The 20,415-nt window shown below is 43.2% G+C and carries 18 protein-coding genes; 6 read left to right on the top strand and 12 right to left on the bottom strand.

All coding sequences use genetic code 11. From position 1 onward, the window contains the following. From DESOR_RS07800 to DESOR_RS07790, 3 genes are read left to right on the top strand one after another with little or no spacing between them, the layout of a single operon-like run. On the top strand, positions 1-498 hold the full coding sequence (locus DESOR_RS07800) for an anti-sigma factor family protein (RefSeq protein WP_014184064.1): 498 nt from the start codon (positions 1-3) through the stop codon (positions 496-498). Further along, complete coding sequence (locus tag DESOR_RS07795; RefSeq protein WP_014184063.1) at positions 495-1,349, top strand: hypothetical protein; 855 nt, start codon at positions 495-497, stop codon at positions 1,347-1,349. Before DESOR_RS07800 ends, DESOR_RS07795 begins: the two co-directional genes overlap by 4 nt. 21 nt (positions 1,350-1,370) lie before the next feature. After that, positions 1,371-2,648: a VTT domain-containing protein gene (locus DESOR_RS07790; protein ID WP_014184062.1), complete on the top strand. Its 1,278-nt coding sequence runs from the start codon at positions 1,371-1,373 to the stop codon at positions 2,646-2,648. Positions 2,649-2,744: 96 nt separating this feature from the next. Here the strand turns inward: DESOR_RS07790 and DESOR_RS07785 are convergent, their stop codons facing one another. From DESOR_RS07785 to DESOR_RS07750, 9 genes are all read right to left on the bottom strand, one after another. Continuing rightward, on the bottom strand, positions 2,745-3,326 hold the full coding sequence (locus tag DESOR_RS07785; RefSeq protein ID WP_042330943.1) for an indolepyruvate oxidoreductase subunit beta: 582 nt from the start codon (positions 3,324-3,326) through the stop codon (positions 2,745-2,747). Continuing rightward, the gene (iorA, locus tag DESOR_RS07780; protein ID WP_014184060.1) at positions 3,319-5,055 is read right to left on the bottom strand and encodes an indolepyruvate ferredoxin oxidoreductase subunit alpha; all 1,737 of its coding nucleotides are present in this window, start codon (positions 5,053-5,055) and stop codon (positions 3,319-3,321) included. The genes DESOR_RS07785 and iorA overlap by 8 nt, the downstream gene beginning before the upstream one ends. 134 nt (positions 5,056-5,189) lie before the next feature. Further along, positions 5,190-6,098, bottom strand: coding sequence for a bifunctional enoyl-CoA hydratase/phosphate acetyltransferase (locus tag DESOR_RS07775; RefSeq protein WP_014184059.1), 909 nt, complete (start codon positions 6,096-6,098; stop codon positions 5,190-5,192). A 71-nt stretch (positions 6,099-6,169) separates the two neighbouring features. After that, a complete protein-coding gene (gene buk / locus DESOR_RS07770; protein ID WP_014184058.1) occupies positions 6,170-7,228 on the bottom strand; it encodes a butyrate kinase in 1,059 nt (352 codons plus the stop codon). A 152-nt stretch (positions 7,229-7,380) separates the two neighbouring features. Further along, complete coding sequence (locus DESOR_RS07765; protein WP_042332040.1) at positions 7,381-8,559, bottom strand: C40 family peptidase; 1,179 nt, start codon at positions 8,557-8,559, stop codon at positions 7,381-7,383. 189 nt (positions 8,560-8,748) lie between these two features. Then, complete coding sequence (locus DESOR_RS29635; protein WP_014184056.1) at positions 8,749-8,910, bottom strand: hypothetical protein; 162 nt, start codon at positions 8,908-8,910, stop codon at positions 8,749-8,751. Positions 8,911-8,935: 25 nt separating this feature from the next. Then, the gene (locus tag DESOR_RS07760; RefSeq protein ID WP_014184055.1) at positions 8,936-10,417 is read right to left on the bottom strand and encodes a putative sulfate exporter family transporter; all 1,482 of its coding nucleotides are present in this window, start codon (positions 10,415-10,417) and stop codon (positions 8,936-8,938) included. Between the two features lie 220 nt (positions 10,418-10,637). Continuing rightward, positions 10,638-11,483, bottom strand: a complete 846-nt coding sequence (locus DESOR_RS07755) for a TIGR03915 family putative DNA repair protein (protein ID WP_014184054.1) — start codon at positions 11,481-11,483, stop codon at positions 10,638-10,640. Further along, a complete protein-coding gene (locus tag DESOR_RS07750) occupies positions 11,462-12,760 on the bottom strand; it encodes a putative DNA modification/repair radical SAM protein (protein ID WP_042332038.1) in 1,299 nt (432 codons plus the stop codon). The genes DESOR_RS07755 and DESOR_RS07750 overlap by 22 nt, the downstream gene beginning before the upstream one ends. A 355-nt stretch (positions 12,761-13,115) precedes the next feature. Between DESOR_RS07750 and DESOR_RS07745 the strand changes: the two genes are divergently transcribed. Continuing rightward, positions 13,116-13,754 (top strand): hypothetical protein, encoded by a 639-nt coding sequence (locus tag DESOR_RS07745; RefSeq protein WP_014184052.1) that lies wholly within the window; start codon positions 13,116-13,118, stop codon positions 13,752-13,754. Between the two features lie 76 nt (positions 13,755-13,830). Here DESOR_RS07745 and DESOR_RS07740 read toward each other — a convergent pair whose 3' ends face one another. Further along, positions 13,831-14,295 carry a hypothetical protein gene (locus DESOR_RS07740; protein ID WP_014184051.1) on the bottom strand — a complete coding sequence of 155 codons (465 nt, stop codon included), beginning with the start codon at positions 14,293-14,295 and terminating at the stop codon, positions 13,831-13,833. 278 nt (positions 14,296-14,573) lie between these two features. Then, positions 14,574-15,938 carry an FAD-binding oxidoreductase gene (locus DESOR_RS07735; RefSeq protein ID WP_014184050.1) on the bottom strand — a complete coding sequence of 455 codons (1,365 nt, stop codon included), beginning with the start codon at positions 15,936-15,938 and terminating at the stop codon, positions 14,574-14,576. 449 nt (positions 15,939-16,387) lie between these two features. On the opposite strand from DESOR_RS07735, the gene ppsA reads away from it, so the two are divergent. Then, entirely contained in the window at positions 16,388-19,000 is a 2,613-nt protein-coding gene (gene ppsA / locus DESOR_RS07730) for a phosphoenolpyruvate synthase (protein ID WP_014184049.1), read from the top strand. A 211-nt stretch (positions 19,001-19,211) separates the two neighbouring features. Here ppsA and DESOR_RS07725 read toward each other — a convergent pair whose 3' ends face one another. Then, positions 19,212-19,727 (bottom strand): hypothetical protein, encoded by a 516-nt coding sequence (locus tag DESOR_RS07725; RefSeq protein WP_014184048.1) that lies wholly within the window; start codon positions 19,725-19,727, stop codon positions 19,212-19,214. A gap of 227 nt (positions 19,728-19,954) precedes the next feature. Here DESOR_RS07725 and DESOR_RS07720 point away from each other — a divergent pair, with 227 nt between their 5' ends. After that, entirely contained in the window at positions 19,955-20,332 is a 378-nt protein-coding gene (locus DESOR_RS07720; RefSeq protein ID WP_014184047.1) for a hotdog family protein, read from the top strand. Positions 20,333-20,415 lie beyond the last annotated feature (83 nt).

The raw sequence follows: 20,415 nt of genomic DNA, 5'->3' as shown, positions 1-20,415 counted from the left end.
ATGGAATGCCGAGAATGTTTGGGAAATATCTCTGCTTTCATAGATGGAGAGTTAGGGGGAGACTTACAGGAACAGATGGAAGCCCATTTGCAAACCTGTGAGGACTGCCAGAGTGTTGCTCATCAATTAAGGAGTTTGAATTCTGGTTTGGTGCAAGCCTATGCTTCTATTCAAGCACCATTGAACCTAGAGGAACGGATTCTTATATCCATTAAAATGGAAAAGAAAAAAGCAAAGCAGCAATTTGCACTAACTGCCTTTGTCCTGGTTCTCCTGTTATGCCCATTTATGCTTTTTTCCTCGTTAGTTTGGCGATTCCTACAAATAATTTATGCAGTGGGTTCACTCCTAGGTCAATTAGAGACTGCATTGATGCGATTTTTCCCTCTAACCTTCAGTTGGGTTATAGGGGGCAGCGCGATCTTGCTTAGCATAGGCGGTATTTTATTAGTAAGGGCTATGCTTAAGGGATTTCACGTTAATGAGGTGCTTTCATGAGAAATAGCTTTAAATTAAGTCTAGAGTTATTGGTTTTGCTCTCACTTCTAATATTTTCTCCTTCTTATGCCTTCGCGAATGAATTACAAACCCAAATTGGAGGAAACCCATTGGTTATCCCTGCCGGTCATTCCACGGAAACTGTTATAACAGCTGATACCGATGCCAGGATCGCCGGAACAGTTACAGAGGCAGTTATTGTCATCAACGGCAATGTTTATCTTGAATCCACAGCTCATGTCGATTTAGTCATCGCTCTGGGAGGACATATCTATAATTCGGCCGTGCAGCCTCCGCAAACAGGAGTCTTTGAATTCAATTTTAACCAATCGTTTATGAATCAACTTTTGCTAGGAATAGCTCTTTTGTTGGGGGGGTGGTTAATTAGATTCATACTCAGTTTAATGGCCATTATTCTCTTAACAGTCTTGGGTTATTTATTAAACAACCGTATTTCAAAAGCGAAAAACATTCTATCAGTTTCATCGTTACGCCTTTTTGGGATAGGGGCAGGGTTAGCTCTGATTATCCTCTGTTTCTTATTTTTACTGATACTTACCGTAATAGGCATCCCTGTAGCGGTTGTACTGTTCCTTCTAAGTTTTGTTGCTGCCATTTTAGGACTTATACCCATCATCGATTATTGGGGAACAAAACTGTTAGCTCCAAAAGTTCAGGATTATCCCGCGTTGACCAAGTGGCTTATTCAAGCTTTACTTTTTGTGGCTTTAGTTAATTTACCTTTAATTGGTTTTGTATTTTTACTTATCACAGGGATTACGGGGTTGGGTCTGCTGGTAACCTATGGTTGGATAGTTATAAAAAGCCGACGACAGAAAATACTAAAATGATCTATTTAAAAGGAGCAATTTATGACTTCAACATTACTTATACATTACATAACTCAATACGGCTATACAGGACTTTATTTTATACTGGGCATTTCAATTCTGGGGATTCCAATACCTGATGAAACTCTGCTCATATTTGTTGGCTTCCTGACCTATTCAGGAAAGCTTAATCCAGTGCTGGCCATCCTTTCGGCAGCTGCAGGAAGCGCAACAGGAATAACAGTCGCTTATTTTTTGGGCACCTTTTTCCAACAGAAAGTATTAACTCACCTAAAGAAACATGCTGGGGCTGCCCGCTTGGAAAAGGTACTGAATTGGTACCATAGACATGGCGGAAAGCTTTTAACAATTGGTTACTTTGTTCCTGGTGTTCGTCACTTATCGGGTTATGTTGCAGGTTTAAGTCGCTTAAGCTATCGTAATTTTGCAATGTTTGCTTATCTGGGGGCAACGTTGTGGACAAGCTCATTCATCATTATAGGACGACTTTTAGGCAGTCAATGGGAAAGCCTCCTGCCGCTTGTCCATCGTTATGCTTTAATCGTCGGGATTATTGCCCTATTTATTGCTGTAGCATTTTATCTTTTGTATCGAAATCACAGCCGTTTGGTTCCATGGTTATATCAACAAATCTCACTTCTCCCTAAGCGCTACCAGTCCCTCGGGCGTCGCCGTTTTATCGCCGTGTTAGGTGGACTAGCTTTTTTAGCCTTGTTCATTATTCTTATGGGTTTAATCCAAGATTTGGTCTTTCATGAGGTCGGTGAATTTGATACTCTCGTAGTGGCTTGGCTCGTTGGAAATTCACCAAACACAGTCATCCAGTTTATGCAAATTGTGAATGCTTTGGGGACTCATCTTGCTGTCTTGATTGTTTTTCTAGTTAGTGTTCCGATTTTACACCTTACAAGGATGCATTGGACCCACGCGATTCCTTTGGTATTAGCATGGGCAGGAGGAACTCTCGTTGACCTTCTTTTTCGTTTGGTCTTCCGTGGTGAACCCATTCATATTTTTGAAAACCTTCTTCCATTCTATGCTCCAACGACCGGTTTCCTTTTAGCGGCCATTACTTTTTATGCTGTGCTGGGGTATATACTGGTCCGAAATCGTTCATTCCTCATTCAGATGCTCATCCTGATTTTTGATCTTATTTTAATCACTTTATTAGCCTTAAGTCCGGTCTATCTGCGTGTTCATGCTCCTAGTGCAATGGTCACTGGGTTAACCGTCAGTGGTTTATTGGCATTGACATGTATGTTTGTTTATGAGTACAAAATTTACAAAGAAGAGGTATAGTTCTTATCTCTCCGGAACCGTATTATTCATTATCCATGTAACATAGAAAAAAGCTGGAACATATCAGTTTGTGTTCCAGCTTCCTCTTTTATAGTTCTATTTTGCTTCAGCAACTCCCAAAGCAAAGGCTTTCTTGTTTAATTCCAGCAGCTTGGCCGGAATTTTTTCTGTCAGGGCATTCTGCCAGGATTCCTCCTGGAAATCCATATACTTGGAAAGGACTCCCATTAAAACGACATTCGTAGCTTTGGCGTTCCCTGCCTCAGTGGCTAATTTTAAGCCATCAAGTTCGAGATAACGCTCAACTCGCCCTTTCAGGTCTTCGAGAATACTGGTGGGATAGGTTTGAGCTCCTGTGAGTACTGTTAAGGGAACTATTTTTTGAGTATTGACAATCAGGACCCCGTCTTTTTTCAGGAAGTGCGCCCAGCGATAGGCTTCCAGCTGTTCGAAAGCCACGATTATGTCCGCTTCACCTGCTTCAATAACCGGTGAGTAAACGTCTTCCCCTATCCGTACTTGAGTTACCACTGATCCGCCCCGTTGGGCCATACCATGGATTTCCGACATTTTAACTTCGTATCCCTGAGCCAAGGCCACATGGGTTAATATTTTGGAGGCCAAAATCGTTCCCTGGCCGCCAACTCCTACCAGCAAAACATTGATAATTTTAGACATTTTGATCACCAGGCTTTCGCAAGGCATTAAATTTACAGACGTTGATACATACTCCACACCCTGTACATAGGGCTTGGTCCACTTGAGCAGTTTTGTTTTCTTCATCAAAAGAAATTGCCGGACATCCTAGCTTCAGGCACATTTTGCAGCCGGTGCAGTCCTGAACTTGCAGCGGCTTTTCTGTAGTTTTGATAATAAGAGCACAAGGGCGCTTTGCAATAATCACAGAAGGCTCGGGAGCCGCCACTTCAGTTTTGATGACTTCTTTTACTTTTGCTAAGTCAAAAGGATCAACCTCTGTTACCCGCTTGATTCCTAAAGCTTTGCATAAGGCCACAAAATCAACTTGAGGAGCAGGTTGTCCCATGAGGTTCTTCCCTGTAGAAGGGTTGTCTTGGTGCCCTGTCATGGCTGTGATGGAGTTATCCAAAATGATCGTTGTCAGATTACCGCTGTTATAGACCACATCCATGAGTCCTGTAACCCCTGAATGGAGGAATGTAGAGTCGCCGATCACAGCAACCATGTTTTCTGCCATTTCCGGATGGGCCTTAATCATACCTAAACCTGCCGATATTGAAGCACCCATGCAAATTGTGGTATCCATTGCTTCGAGAGGAGCCATGGCACCCAAGGTGTAGCAGCCGATATCACCGGAGACAATCAGTTTAAGTTGTTTTAAGGTATAGAATATTCCCCGATGGGGGCAGCCAGGACACATAATCGGCGGGCGAATGGGAGAACTGAAAGCTGGAGCAACCTCGCTGCCCGGCTGACCGCTGATCTTTTCCTTCACCATCCTAACGGATAGTTCGCCATAAGGCGGGAAAAGTTCTTTTCCCATCACCTTAATACCCAAACGGCGGACTTCGTTTTCCATATAGGGTTCTAATTCCTCGACGACATAGAGTTGATCAACTTTGGCCGCAAACTCTTTGATTAAGCCGGCGGGTAATGGATTGGTCAATCCTAATTTGAGTACGGAAGCTGCCGGAAGGGCTTCTTTAACATACTGATAGGAAATACCTGACGTGATAATGCCAATGCCAGGATCTTGCAGTTCCATATAATTGACGGGTACGGTTTCCGTATACTCCGCCAGTTTCTGCATTCTTTCTTCCACCACTAAGCGGCGGGCTCGTCCATTAGCAGGAAGCATAACATACTTGCGGGGATCCCTGGAATAAGTTTGAACTTGACGTTCCTGGGGATCCTTTAACTCAACTAAGCTTTGGGAATGGGCTATACGAGTGGTAATCCGAATCATAACCGGAGTATCAAAGGTTTCGGAAATAGTCATGGCTAAGCCAACCATGTCTTTCGCCTCTTGAGAATTCGAGGGCTCTAACAGCGGTATCTTAGCAAAGGCAGCATATAAGCGATTATCCTGTTCGTTTTGTGAGGAATGCATTCCCGGGTCGTCGGCGGATACTAAAACCAAGCCTGCCCGGGTTCCTGTATAAGCCACTGTGAAAAGCGGATCCGCTGCTACATTAACCCCGACCATTTTCATAGCTACTATGGAGCGAGCACCGGCAATAGCCGCACCGATTCCTACTTCCATGGCAACTTTTTCATTAGGCGACCACTGGCAATAAACTTCTGGATATTTTGCAATATTCTCGAGGATTTCTGTGCTCGGTGTGCCGGGATAGGCTGCAGCAACGCTGACACCATATTCGAAGACACCCCTGGCAATGGCCTCATTTCCTGTCATTAATGTTTTCATGCCTTCTCTTGTCTCCCCCCTTAGTGGAAATGAGCAAAATTTTAATTAAATTTTGCCCATGTAAGCATTTTAACTCAGAAAACAGAAAAATGTAAAGACATTTCACTCATCTCAAAATGGCATTACTGCTAATTTTAGGATAGGCTCCGATTGAGAGCAGCCATAGCCAAGGCCATAAATTTATTCCTGGGTGTATCGCTTCTTGATGTCAGCACAATGGGAACCTGAGCACCCAGGATGATTCCGGCCATGGTTGCACCGGCAAAGTAAACCATGGATTTTCCTAAGACATTCCCTACCTCTATGGTAGGTGTCAAAAACAAGTCCACATCCCCATTGATTTCACTGACAATCCCTTTATGCTTCAAGGCTACTGCGCTTACGGCACCATCAAGAGCTAAGGGACCTTCCACGACGGCTCCCGGAAATTCTCCCGCCCTATTCATCTCAGCCAGGGCCTGGGCATCCATTGTCGCCGGCATCTTAGGATCAGCCACTTCGTTAGCCGCCAGAGTAACCACCTTAATCGGATTCATGCCAATCCCCTGTAAGTAGAGCAGGCTGTTTTCCAGGATTTCTTTTTTTTGAGCTAAGGTGGGAGCAATATTCATACCTCCATCAGTAACAAACAACAACCTGGAAAAACCGGGAACTTGAAAGGCCGCAAGATGACTTAACAGTCGTCCCGTGCGCAAACCCCGTTCTGAGCGAAGGACAGCACGCAGAAAATCCGAACTGTTAACCAGCCCCTTCATCAAAAAATGAGCTTCTCCATCTAAGATGGCATCAACGGCTTTATGGGCAGCAGCCAATGGATTTAACTCTTGAATCAAGGGAACCTTAGCCAGGCTGAAATCAATTTCAGAGGCCAATCGTCTGATCTCCTCAACATCTCCGATGAGCACTGGGGTAATGAGTCCTTCTCTTTCAGCTAATTTGATAGCTTCCAAGACTTCTCTATCTGCTGCCGCCGCGACGGCAACCTTTGCTCTGCCTAAACTTTTTGCCCTGTCAAATAAAGCATCAAATCCGCTAAAGCGCATTCTATACCCCCCAATTTTTTGTGCAACTATGATGGCTGCCAAGTTTCTATTACAATAATTCTTTATATTCTTTAATAGCTCAAGGCTTGCTCTTCGCCTCGAAGGACTCTCAAAGCCCCCAGGGCTAAAGCCTCCATTTCTTCTTCACCGGGAAATAACATGACTGGTGAGATAAAAGAAACCCGCCGGGTTATCTCTTGGCTTATAAACTGAGAATGAGCCATTCCTCCCGTCAGAACAATAGCATCAACCTCGCCCAGCAACACGGCTGACATCGCCCCGATTTCCTTAGCAACTTGATAACACAAGCTTTCCAGAACCAGCTTGGCCTGGGCATCCCCCTGATTCATGCGCCTTTCCGCTTCCCGGGCATCCTTGGTCCCCAAGTAAGCGTAAAGACCGCCTTCTTTAAGAATTTTGGTTTGCATTTCCTTTTCTGAATACTTACCGGAATAGCAGAGCTTGACAAGCTGATAGCTGGGTAATGTACCACTGCGCTCAACAGAAAAGGGCCCTTCATTATTCGCGTTATTGACGTCAATCATTTTCCCTTGGCGATGAGGAGCTACGGAAATTCCTCCTCCCAAATGAACCGTAATGAGATTGATCTCTTGATAGGTTTTTCCCATTTTAAGGGCCGCTTTGCGGGAGACAGCCTTCATATTAAGAGCATGAGATTGGCTTAGGCGAGGTAACTCCGGTAAACCGGACAGCCTGGCCACAGGCTCCATTTCATCAACGGAAACGGGGTCGACAATATAGGCTGGAGCTGAGATTTTCCGTCCGAGATGATAGGCAATAATTCCCCCTAAATTGGAAGCATGCTCTCCGCCAGGGGCATTCTGCAAGATATTGACCAGGTCCTCATCAACACTATACGTACCTCCTGCCAGGGGATTGAGCATCCCCCCTCGTCCTACAATCCCGGCAAAGGATTCCAAAGGGGCATCATTGTCTGATAAGGTTTTTAAAATATGTTTAATCCGGTATTCATATTGATCAGCAATTCGTGCAAAATTCTTAAGTTCATGGGCGGGATGATCAATCCCTTCTTTCCACAAACAACGATCATTTTCATAGATGGCTATTTTTGTTGACGTTGAACCAGGATTTATGGCAAGTATTCTCAAAAAGAACGGTCCCCCTTTTCAAACCATCCGAAGTCTTTAATTTTAATATTATCTTCGAATCTAATAATACCATACAAAATCAAACCACTAATCAATAATACCATTGAAAAAAGGCGGCCTGGATAGTCTGCCGCCTATACAATAGACACTTTTTACTCAGCTATGACTCGCCGAGCTCCCAAATACCTCTTTGACCAATAGGAGTTTGTTATATTATCGTAGGAAACGCCGCCGGAGGAAGAATTAATCATAATGTTGTTGCCTACGTAAATTCCCACATGAGAAGCCCCGGATGAATATGTGGCAAAAAACACTAAATCCCCGGGTTTGAGATCCGATCGTTTAACAGCTACTCCATTCGTGTACTGCATTTCAGAGGTCCTGCTTAAAGTTATGCCATTATGACGGAAAACATATTGTACGAATCCGGAACAATCAAATCCCGGTGAAGGGGTAGTGCCGCCCCAAACATATTTTGTGCCCAAGAATTGAGCTGCGTAATCCAGTACTTGTTTGGCGCCGCCGGACACTTTTACGGTCCCGGCAACTCCGCCGCTGTCTGGGCTTCCTGACGACTGCTTTTGTTTAGCCGCATACTCCGCTTCGAGTTTTTCCTGTTCAATCAATTGTTGGATGCGGTCAACTTTGGCCTGTGCTGCCAGGGAAGCATTAAGAGCTGCTTTCTCTTCTTTGCTTAATTGATTCAGTACCTCTTGCTGCTTGGAAAGTACCTGCTGAGCAGCTTTTTGAGTTTCCGATTTACTCTGTATCGTAGCTTGAATGGTTTTCTTTTTTTCGTCGATTTGCGCCATTTGTTGGTTCATAGATTCTTTTAAATCATTGATATCTACTTGCAATTTGCTGTGGGCATTGATGATCATTTGAATTTTATCGGCACGATCAATAAAATCCGCTAAGCTTTTCGCCTGAAACAACACCTCAAGATAAGAGGTTACACCCTCTTCGTAATTACTGCGCAAAACATTGCCTAATGCTTCAATATGTTCCTGACGCTGCTGTTCCAGCTTAGCTTGTTCCGCTTCCAATTCCTTAAGATGGTTCTCTTCTTCGGTAAGCTTCGCTTGCTCCTGAGCTATACTGGCGTTTAAAACCTCAACAGATTGCTTAAAGGCAACCAGTTGTTTTGTTGCCCCGGCAACTTTTTCTTTCTGGGCGCTTAAAGCCCCATTCAAATCCTTAGCCTGTTTCTGGGATTGAATCAGCTGCTCCTGCAGGTTATCTGCACGAACTGGTAATGTCGAAGCCATTAAGATGGAAATCCCCATTAGGCTGACTAAGGTAATTTTATATAAGGAAGTTCTCCTTCTCATTAACATCTTGCCCCTCAAATGTTCTCAAATTCTATTTAGTAAGTCCAATTTTTTATTCGCCACCAGGCTCATATTTTCCTTGTTTTCTGCGTGAATAAAATATTTTTCTGAAGGAATTTACAAAAATGAAAGGATCAAACGAAATTCGTTTGATCCTAAAATATGATTCAGTTAAGCAGCGACAACTTCTTAGATCATTTTAAAGCTTACGATAAATACAACAAGCAGGAGAATCCCCAGACCCAGGGAAAAACCAATCAGTTTTTTCTCAATAGGCAGCAAATCGTACCATTCTTCTGCTTGCATTTCGGCCTTTACATCCGGTTGTTGTCCTGCATTTGAGTTTGCCATTATCCGCACCTCCTTAGGCTAAAACCTAACCGGTTATTACCGGAGGCATGATTCCATTGTAGAAAATCCAAGAGATTAAGAGTCCTACCCAAAGGATAAAGCCAAACAGGCAGACGGCATAGACAAGGACGATCTTGCCCATTCCTTCGGCCCATAGTTTGCGCACGTTGGTGATTAGGCCGATGGAGAAAAAGGTTAGGGTAAAGTAAATCCCACGCAGGCCATTGGCTTGGTTAGCTGCACTTGTAGCCTCTTTGGTCAGGTGGGGAGCAGCCAGGCCGATTAAGAGCAGGATCAGAAATGTGCAGGCGTAGCCAATAACAAACTTCGGGAAGCGCTCCCAGATTTCACCTGCGGAAACCTTGCCACCCTTTTCTCCGCTGCTCTTCTTATCAATGCGGAATACAGACCAGACTACGGCGAGGATGAAGGCCCAAATGCCGATAAAAATATCAATAAATACTTTGGTTACTGTTGTGACGGTCAGTATCCAGCCCGGTTCCCACTTAACGCCATTGACCGCCAGGGCCTTAGCTGTGATCAATGCTTCGGTTATCGCCCCGCTGGCCACTGCACCGCCATCGCTCTTGACGGCCAGCCCCATCCAGGCTCCGGCAACCATGGGCTGGTTATAGAGAATACTTTCCGCCAGCCAGGGTAGAAAGAGCAACTCCACGGCTACAAAAACAATGATAACCGAAGAAAGGATAATGGGTATCTGGGGTCGGGATCTGATTGCCCCACCGGTAGCAATAGCCGCAGCCACGCCGCAGATAGAAATCCCGGAGGCAAGGGGGGCGGACCATTCCGGTGTCATTTTGAACCATTTTCGAGAAACAAAATAGACCACAGGCCAGTAAATAAGGTATGCTTCCACAATGGCACAAAGTCCCCGCACAATGACGGTGGAGGCCAGATTCATAGAGCCGAGAGCCTTGATTCCCAGTGTGGCTCCCAGAATAACAATTCCCGTTTTGATATACAACTCAGGCTTTGCGGCTTCTTCAAGATACCTTGCCAAACCTGTCCAAAAGTTTCCAATCAGAAGGCCGACGATCAGGGCGATAATAAAGCCTGCTTCCGGGGTAAGGCCCAGGGACCAGTTAATGTTTAAATTGCCCAGGGTATTTTTGGTTGCAGCAATATGAGCGTAGCTTCCCAGAAGCCAGGAACCGTAGGCCAGAACAAAGATAACGGTAAATCCTCCGATAAACTTCTTTAAGTTCCAGCCCATGAAGGTTGCCCCAATACTGGAGGTAACCAGGAAGAACAAATAAGTAACTATTAAGGAAACCCATCCGGGCATAAACCCATAGGCTTTGGACTGAGGCTCTAATGCTTTCGTCAGGCTAACCCAAACATTGGATTTTACGACCCAACCCAATAGATCCCATCCCAAAAGCTGACCCAGGCCGAGAAGGAACGCTAATCCTCCCAACCATACAGCCCACCAGTCCTCACTTTTTAACAGGGATGACCGACCGGTGGAAATGCCTCCTTGGACCATTCTTCTCCCTCCTTAACCCACTTTATTAAGTTGCTAAAAAGTTTATTAAACCATTATCTGATCCCTCCTTTCAGTTTAATCTATTTTTAAATAGGTAGGAAAATGCTTGTCTCTGGACAATTTTTCAAGGAATTTCGAGGGCTTTTTCAGAGTAATAAAAAAGCGCTTCCTCAAAATAAATGAGAAAGCGCTTTTAACGTGCTATATCCTGCCCGCCCCATTAAGATTTAGAGCGAAAGGCATTGTTTTCCGGCAAGTATCCTTTAATATTAACACCTATTCCCAAATCCCCTGCTCCGCTTTTGGGGAACTTACTCTCCTTAGCGAGCTCCGTCATTTGCCCCCAGTATCGTTTAGGCATGAGGGTCATGCGGCAGCGAGGGTTATTCCTCCCCTCAATGGCAATGGTATTGTAAAATTGTTTCCACAAGCGGCGATACTCAACTTCAGCGGAGTCTGGTTCCGGCAAGGTTAAATCCTCGACAAAGATTAAGTCTGCTTTGTAAGCTTCGTAGATCAGCGCCATTTTGTGGGTTTTATCAAAAATCATAAACCGTTCATTATGATAGCGGTCACAAAAGTGGTGGGAGAGAAGGGGCAAGACATAGTTTTTGGGTTCGATGACTGCGACCAGGACCTCTCCAAAAACAGAAAACCTGACGAACCCCTTATACTTATGACTTTCGGAAGTCAGGTGACGCACTGCTTTATGTAAATCAGCCACCACATCATCCGTAAGCATGGTCATAACTTTACCGCCATGCTTAAAACCCTTGCGCAAGAAATTAAAAATTAAGCTTTCCTTATTCGGTGCACAAGTCAAGAAACCCAGCTTGACCAACTCTTGAGCTTCAAGGGATATCTGAACCGCTATGGCATTGTAAACTCTATCCGCTTTGCTGGTATCTGTTTCAATCCATTTGGCATCATCAAAGATTGATTGCTGCAGGCTGGGAGGTTTTATTACGACAGGAATTTCTTTGTATTCATAGCTGGCGAAGACGCAGCTCATCAACCCTTCAAAACTGCCGTCGTATGCATAAGTCAGGTCTGCCCCGTCAAACATTGCCGCACATCCTCTCTCTTTAGGAAAGACTCATTAAACATGGAAAGCTGCTCATACTGCTCCGGAGGGCGATAGTGATCGGCCATTAAAGCCCGAATAGTACCGTCCGAGGAAATTTTCAGGCCATCATTCATCCGGCCCTTACATGTAATGAAGTATTGAGCACGCTTTAAGACCACACCAATCTTTTTCAGCCCCAAAAAATCAAGAGGCCCAAACCGCCGGGCCGCCATAATTCGCTGCGCGCTGATGACACCGATTCCAGGTACCCTTAAGAGCATTTCAAAAGGGGCTTTGTTAACTTCGAGAGGAAATAGTTCCAAATGATTGAGAGCCCAGTGACACTTGGGGTCAACTTGCAGGTTGAAATTGGGGTTCTGCTCATCCAGCAGCTCATGAGCCTCAAATCCATAAAATCTCAGCAGCCAGTCCGCCTGATAAAGGCGGTGTTCCCGCAGAAGAGGGGGTTTTGTATCCAGTGACGGCAGCAATGAGTCATTGGCAACAGGCATGTAGGCCGAGAAAAAGACTCGTTTCAGCCGGTATTTTTTGTACAGACCTTCCGTTAAAGTTAAAATTTTATGATCCGTATCAGGGGTAGCCCCGACAATAAGCTGGGTACTCTGACCTGCCGGCACAAATTTGGAAGCATGACGGTATTTGACAATGTCTGTACTGTTTTCCTGAATCTTATTACTGATTAAGCCCATGGGCCTTAAGATAGACTCCTTGGTCTTATTCGGGGCCAGCAGGGAAAGACTTTCCTGGGAAGGCAGCTCAATATTAACGCTCATGCGATCCGCTAAAAGTCCCAGACGCCCTATGAGCTCGCTGTCGGCTCCCGGTATAGCCTTAACGTGAATATATCCGCCAAAATGGTAGGTATTGCGCAATAACTCCAAAGCTCGAATCATTTGCTCAGAGGTATAGTTAGGATTTCTAATCACACCGGAACTTAAGAACAAACCTTCTATGTAGTTCCGGCGGTAAAAGTTAATGGTAAGTTCAGCAAGCTCCTGGGGGGTAAAGGCTGCTCTGGCTGTATCGTTAGAAACCCGATTGACACAATATTTGCAGTCAAAAATGCAGACATTGGTCATTAATACTTTCAGTAAGGAAATACAGCGGCCATCTGCCGCAAAGCTGTGGCAAATGCCGGCCTTCGCCGCACTTCCTATACTGCCGGATTTTCCGCTCCTGTCGACGCCGCTGGAGGTACAGGCTACATCATATTTAGCTGAATCTGACAAAATCGTCAGCTTATCAAAAATATCAATGTCAAACGCCCCCCGGTTTTTCTTGCTGCCTTCACTGAGACAGCTATCACGGGATGCTCCAGTCCCGAATCCCATTGAGCGCTTCTTTGGATCAGAGTCTGTACACCACGAGTTGTTCTATACAATACTATAATACAAAACATATGTTCTTGTCAAAGGCGTTCAATAAGAACATATGTGCAGAGTTCAGCTTGGCAAGATTCAAAAAGAAAGCCATTCCCTGTTGAAGGATTTTGACTCATTCTGAAGAAAACTATCGCTAAGACCTTGGTAACAATTTCTTGGCATTGACCAAAGAAAACACAGTTTCAATTGCCGCGATACCATGATTTCATTACAGAGAGGAAGGCAGAAAATGTCTCATAGAGATTTTAGACGAGGAAAAGCTATAGCATTTACCCTATTTTACTTGGTTCTGTTGTACCTTGTTATTACAATCATCGGAATGCTATCCCTTAAATCACAATCGGACCCGATAAGCGACCCTTGGTTTACCCTTATGGAAATAATGATTATTATAATTGCACCTTTGTTGGTTATGCTCATGGCTGAAATTCATTATTACGCATCAGATGATGTCAAAGCATTAAGCATGTCAGCACTTATTTTTATGGGTATTATGGCTTGCATTACATGCAGTATTCACTACCTGATCTTGTTCGTCAGCCGCCCCATCGCTGCTATGACTGGTTTACCGTGGTTATCTTATATCTTCTCCTTTAAATGGCCTTCGGTAATTTACGCCTTAGATATATTAGCCTGGGATTTGTTTTTTGCTCTTTCAATGTTATTTGCAGCACCAGTTTTTAAAGGCGACCGATTGAAGTCATGGGTACGAATTTTAATGATCGTGAGCGGGGTGTTAAGCCTTATTGGCTTGCTGGGCCCAGTGCTCGGAAACATGCAGGTCAGAAATATTGGCATCGTGGGTTATGCAGTGGCCCTTCCTGTTATTTGTCTATTATTAGCCAGAGTCTTTAAAAAAGCAGAGTAATTATTGAAATCACTCTCCTTAACTTGTCAATAAGGAGAGTGATTTACTATGTAATCAAACAAAGTTTATCTTTCAATTAAACATTTGTGCGGTGCTCATTTCTTAGATATACTAAGGCACTTACTGAATACCAAATAAGAAAGGTAAGCGGGGCAAAATATTTATAGATCCCTATATATTCAAATAACCCAAAGTTCTGCATCACTAAACCAACAGAATAATTCAATAGCGAGAAGATCAGGACATAGGGAACTAGGAAGGCTTTCCTTACAGGGAGAAAGTAAAAGAATATCATATACGCAAAGGCCCATGTTATTGGGGTCCAAAGCGAAAATATATTCATTATATTAAAGGGCCCCATTTCTTTATATTTAATAAAATCAAAAATAGTGTAGAGTGAGGCGATTATGGAATCTCCAATTCCTCCAAACATTAGTCCATATAAAAAGAACTTCTTATAAAGATTTTTGGGGATAAGCAATAAAGCTCCCAAGATCATAACTATTGCAAATATAGGATAGAATATCCAAGAATTAATCATGTCCAGGCTCCCTTTCTTGGTTTTTCAATGTCATTAGAGTATCCTGAAGCCCCTGTGCCTATACTTTGTTTAATTAATATAGGAAGTATAAATATAAATAAGGGTAATCAATTTCACGGCATATCCTGAGTTCGTTTTGGGGAAATATTGTACTAGAGTTTTAAGTGATGCCTGATAGGTTTGCGGTTTTTCTGAAGTTCAAACTTAAATCCCTATGCTAATGATATAAAATAAAAAGCTGCATACTAACAGCATGCAGCTTATATGGAAACAATATTTCAATTCTTATGCCAGTGATCACAGACAGGAGCCGGAGGAATACTCTGTACAAAGTTGAAAATATTCTCCGGATCATACTGCGCTTTAACCTTCCGGAGCCGGGCAAAATTTTGACCGTAATATTCCTGGCCGTAATTTTTTATATTTAAATCAGGTACATTGACGTATGACCCGGTTACATATGGCTGCAGTTGTATCCGTGTCTGTTCAACAAGCTTGATATTCTTTTGCGTTTCGGATTCTTCAATCCATGATGCATCCCATTCCAAATAACACTTCGTATTGCGCCAAAAAAAGGCTGTATCCTGGGAAGGTACCCGGTTCATCGCTCCTCCGGAGTTCAAGAAAAAGAAATTGGATTCACTTCCTGTTGCTTTTTCCAGGTAACTACGAATCGCTTTAATTCCTTCTTCGGGCAGGAATTGCTCCACCCAAGCGGATGACCACGTAGTATTCTGAGTATCAAACAAGGGTTCATTCGGAGCCCAGAAATCTATTGCTTCCAGTAGTGTAACCTCATCAATAAACACTTTTATAGGCGATCCGACATCTGTCAAAGTTGTTATCAATTTCTCTAGTTCTGCTTTAGGACCAAGGAATATTCCCTGTGATCGAAGCAGACCATTCGTTTTTGAAAACACCTCCAATATGGTACCTAGTCTTTCGTCAACAGACGGAGACCATCTCTGCCATACATCGATAACTTCCTCCAATTGCTCCCAAGGCCAGACTATCTCAAATATTCCGACTTGAAAAGGAGCACATCTTACTCTAAAGGTATAAGAGGTTATAATTCCGAAGTTACCTCCTCCACCTCCGCGAATGGCCCACAACAGGTCCGGGTTTTCGTTTTCGTTGACGTGTAAAATATCACCATTGGCATCAACTATGGTGGCAGCAAGTATATTATCGGAAATCAGTCCGGTTGTGCGCTGGATAACCGTAATCCCTCCGCCAGTACTAATTCCGCCTATACCAACAGTAGAACTGTCTCCAAAAGGAGCCAGAACGCCCTCCTGTGCAAGCATCTTCACAAGCGGCCCTACACGTATTCCTGCTTGAACAGTGGCAATTCCCTGTGTTTTATCTAGCGTGACCTCTCTCATTTGACTGGTATCTATAACAATTCCACCATTAGTCTGAGAAAAATCTTTTGCCAAAGCATGCCTACCGCTTCGCATTCGAATGGGTACATTATTCTCACGAGCCCATCTCACTGCATTTGCCACATCTTCTTTTTGCTGTGCAAAAACAAATACTATGGGAAAGGCATTGGTGAATGGGTTCCAGTTCATACGTGCCTGCCGGTATTCCGGATCATTTGGGTAAATTACCTTTCCGGTCAAATTTGTTTCTTGCTTCATTAATATACACCCTCTATTTCTAAATTAGCAAAACATAAAAGCAGTTCCACTTTTTATGCCAAGCTCTCATGTTTTATAATATGAACTTTAATTCGATTTGTGCCGTCTCTTAGACCTGAGTTCTAACTAAAGCAAGAAAGAATGACCTTCTTGAGTTTAGATGGTAATAATAGGTATATAAACTGCTAGCTCGGTGGACATTGATATAACAAAAGGAAGGGTTTTCGACCCTCCCTTACATTGTTTGAACTATGTCTGCTCGCTAAATAACTGTCTTCATTTGTTTATAAAAGAGTGCACCTTGAAACTCCATTCTTCCTAGTTTAATTATAACATAAAAAAAATTATAAATGCAGACTATTGGTTCCCACTGGCTGCTGATATAATGCAATAACACGTTAACGCTATTTGTCGGAGGTATTATTATAAAATCCAATGGAGGGAAACGTATGAATTCCATTGTGCTTGGTTTTCAGGATATTGACAAGACAAAACTCATGGTTGTTGGGGGCAAAGGCGCGAACCTGGGGGAACTTACCAAGATTGAAGGAATACACGTACCGGACGGCTTATGTATTATAACTGATGCCTTTAAGAGAATCACTGGGGAAACATCGTCGCTTAAAGACTTACTTGATCAGTTATCCCTGTTAAAGGCGGAGGACCGGGCTAAAATCAGTGAACTAAGCGGTCAGATTCGCAGGGTCATCGAAGAAATCGCCATCCCCCCAGACATTATTGCAGAAATCACCCGTTTCCTCTCCGGGCTGAATGAAAAAACTGCCTTTGCAATACGCTCCAGCGCAACGGCAGAGGATTTACCGTCGGCCTCCTTTGCAGGCCAGCAGGATACGTATTTAAACATTACCGGACAGGAGGCAATCCTAAAGCATATCAGCAAGTGCTGGGCTTCCCTATTTACCGAGCGGGCAGTAACTTACCGCCTGCAGAACGGCTTCGACCACCGTAAAGTCCACCTGTCTGTAGTTGTTCAGAAGATGGTCTTCCCCCAGGCGGCAGGAATTTTGTTTACTGCCGATCCCGTCACTTCTAATCGGAAAGTGTTATCCATTGATGCCGGCTTTGGACTTGGTGAGGCGATGGTATCCGGCCTGGTGAATGCTGATATCTATAAAGTGCGTGACGGTAAGGTTACCGATAAGAAGATATCCACCAAAAAGCTGGCTATTTATGCCCTAAAAGATGGCGGTACGAAAGAACAGGAGCTCCCTCCTGAACTGCAAAATAAACAAGTGCTGACAGATGAGCAGATTTTGCAGCTTGAGCACCTAGGCAGAAAGATCGAAGAACATTTCGGCTGCCCCCAGGACATCGAATGGTGTTTAGCTGATGACAGATTTTATATTGTCCAGAGCCGGCCCATCACTACCTTATACCCCATCCCTGAAGCAAATGATCAGGAAAATCACGTCTATGTATCTGTCGGTCACCAACAAATGATGACTGACCCCTTAAAAACATTGGGAATGTCGTTATTCCTGGTAACATCCTTTGGACCCAGGTTTATAGCCGGCGGCAGGTTATTTGTTGATGTTACTCATATACTGGCTTCACCTGAAAGCAGAGAAACTCTGTTAAATACCATGGGACAACACGATCCCCTCATGAAAGACGCCCTGATGACCATCATAGAGCGGGGAGATTTTATTAAAACGTTACCCAATAATCAAAAAGACGTTCCCAGTAAAAGCAATAAAGGCATGTCGCCTGCGGGTTCTCATCCACAAATTGAAAACGATCCGGCCATTGTATCTGACTTGATTAAGCGTAGTCAAACATCCATTACAGAATTAAAACAAAACATCCAAGGGAAATCGGGAACGGATTTAGTTGATTTTATCTTGGAAGATATCCAGGAATTAAAGAAGATTTTATTCGACCCACAAAGTTCGGCTGTATTTATGGCTGCTATGGATGCTTCTGCATGGATCAATGAAAAAATGAACGAATGGTTAGGTGAAAAAAACCCTGCAGACACCCTTTCTCAATCTGTACCCAACAATATAACTTCGGAAATGGGTCTGGCCTTATTGGATGTGACCGATGCGATTCGTCCTTATCCGCAAGTCATTGATTATTTACAACATGCCAAAGATGATAATTTCATGACTGAACTGGTTAAGTTTGACGGCGGGTGTGTTGCCTGGGACGCTATCTCTGCTTATCTCAACAAATACGGAATGCGATGTTCCGGAGAAATCGATATTACTAAACCTCGCTGGAGTGAGAAGCCAACCACACTTGTCCCCATGATTCTCAGCAACATCAAAAACTTTGAGCCTAATGCCGGCCATCGGAAATTTGAGCAAGGTCGGCGCGTTGCTTTGCAAAAAGAACAAGAGTTATTAGCGCGCTTGCAGCAATTACCGGACGGTGAAGGAAAAGCCAAAGAGACAAAACGAATGATCAGCCTCCTCCGGAATTTCATCGGCTATCGTGAATATCCAAAATACGGCTTGGTTAATCGCTACTTCGTTTATAAGCAGGCTTTACTGAAAGAAGCAGAACAACTGGTACAAGCCAAGGTTATTCAAGACAAAGAAGATATCTACTATCTCACTTTTGAAGAACTTCGGGAAGTCATAGGCACCCATAAACTGGATTACCAAATGATCAGGCAACGAAAAGACGAGTACAAATTCTATGAAAAACTTACTCCCCCGCGAGTTATCACCTCTGATGGCGAAATCATGGCAGGTGAATACAAACGAGAAAATCTTCCAGTCGGAGCTCTTGTAGGTCTGCCGGTTTCTACCGGAGTTATCGAGGGGCGAGCACGTGTCATCTTAAACATGACAGATGCCGATCTGGAAGCAGAAGATATATTAGTCACCTCTTTTACAGACCCTAGCTGGTCACCCTTGTTTGTATCCATAAAAGGTTTAGTGACCGAAGTTGGCGGACTGATGACCCATGGAGCAGTTATCGCCCGTGAATATGGCTTACCAGCAGTTATCGGAGTGGGAAACGCCACTAAACTGATCAAAGATGGGCAGAGAATCCGGGTCAATGGAACTGAAGGCTTTGTAGAAATCCTATAATGGGAAGATGTTGTCTTCCTCCTTGGAAATTAAATAAAGGATGAAAGTTAGGAAAGCGGCCCAATTAGAGCCGCTTTCAATCAAGTTTTTTACTTTCCAACTTAGCATTACTGTTAAGTATTTTTTTAATCTCCTTTACATCGTCTGCAATTCGAAACAGCAATGCCCACGGTTATTCCCCCTTTCAACGCTTCACATTAAATTACTGATATTACGTAAGAGAATTTAAATCTTCCTGAAACAAATCATTTATATAAAACCAGTCATTACAAATTTTCCACTCATTGTTTTCCTTGACTAAAATAGCTTGGCTTTTCTCCTCCGTTGTCTTTTCACCACTTGTATAAATCGCTTTTAGGCTAACAGTATAATCTAAAATCAGTTTATTCTTTTCTTCACTTACCTTATCAAATCTAATATTAGTCACCTTTAAAGTATGTTTTCCTTTTGCACAAGCCTCTAATGGAATTATAGCCGTCTTTTTAAATATAAATTGATTATACCCTTCTTCGGTAAAATATTTTTTATAATTTTCGAGACTCTTGAAGAATCCTTCTGGATCTGAACTGGAGTCTGGGTAAGCCTTGTTGTAATTCTCAATATTGTATAAAGAAGTTTTATACTGTACGACTAACTGTTTGGCTGCATACTCTTGGTTAACTAAACTACAACCTAATAAAAAGAGGGTCATTAAAAAAGCCAAAAAAATAATATATGATTTTTTCATTTTTCTCTCTCCTCTTCCATCCTATTCTGTTTTTGCATTGTCATCTCCGGATGACAGCTTTGCATTCGTTATTTGTGTTGTTACTTCTCTTTACTTATTCGATTTTCCTGCGCTTCAAATACTAAATCAGCCTACAAATGAAGCATGAAATAAGTTAAAGGTATTCAATAAGTCAGAATTTTTATATAATTAAGCCAAACAAAAATGTTGTTTGGAGGAGGAGATTTATGAGTTTAAAAGTAGGTGATGTTTTTGCTTATCAAAAAACATTTACAGAACAAGAAATTTTACTATTTGGAGAACTGACTGGAGATAAGGGGAACCACCATATTGAGCGAGATGGGCAAGGCAGGCTCATGGCACAAGGGTTGCTTACTGCTTCTGTCGGAACAAAAATCGGCGGTGACTTAAATTATATCGCAAGAGAAATGGTCAGTCAGTTCATTCGCCCTGTCTTTTCGGGAGACACAATCGCTTGTGAATTAACTATTACAAAAGCCGATAAAAAGGAGGGCTTCACTGAAGTTGCAATGAAATCCGTTTATAAAAATCAGCACGGTAAAGAAGTGCTTCTTGGAAACAGTTACGGAATTATCCGTGATTAGTTTGGCCTTAAAACAACTTGTGTTGAGTAAGGGTTAATGCATCAAAGCATTAGCCCTCTTTTGCGTTCTCTTTTGATAGCTAT

The organism is Desulfosporosinus orientis DSM 765 (assembly GCF_000235605.1).
GTDB lineage: Bacteria > Bacillota > Desulfitobacteriia > Desulfitobacteriales > Desulfitobacteriaceae > Desulfosporosinus > Desulfosporosinus orientis.
This window is presented reverse-complemented; position numbering and strand designations above follow the sequence as displayed.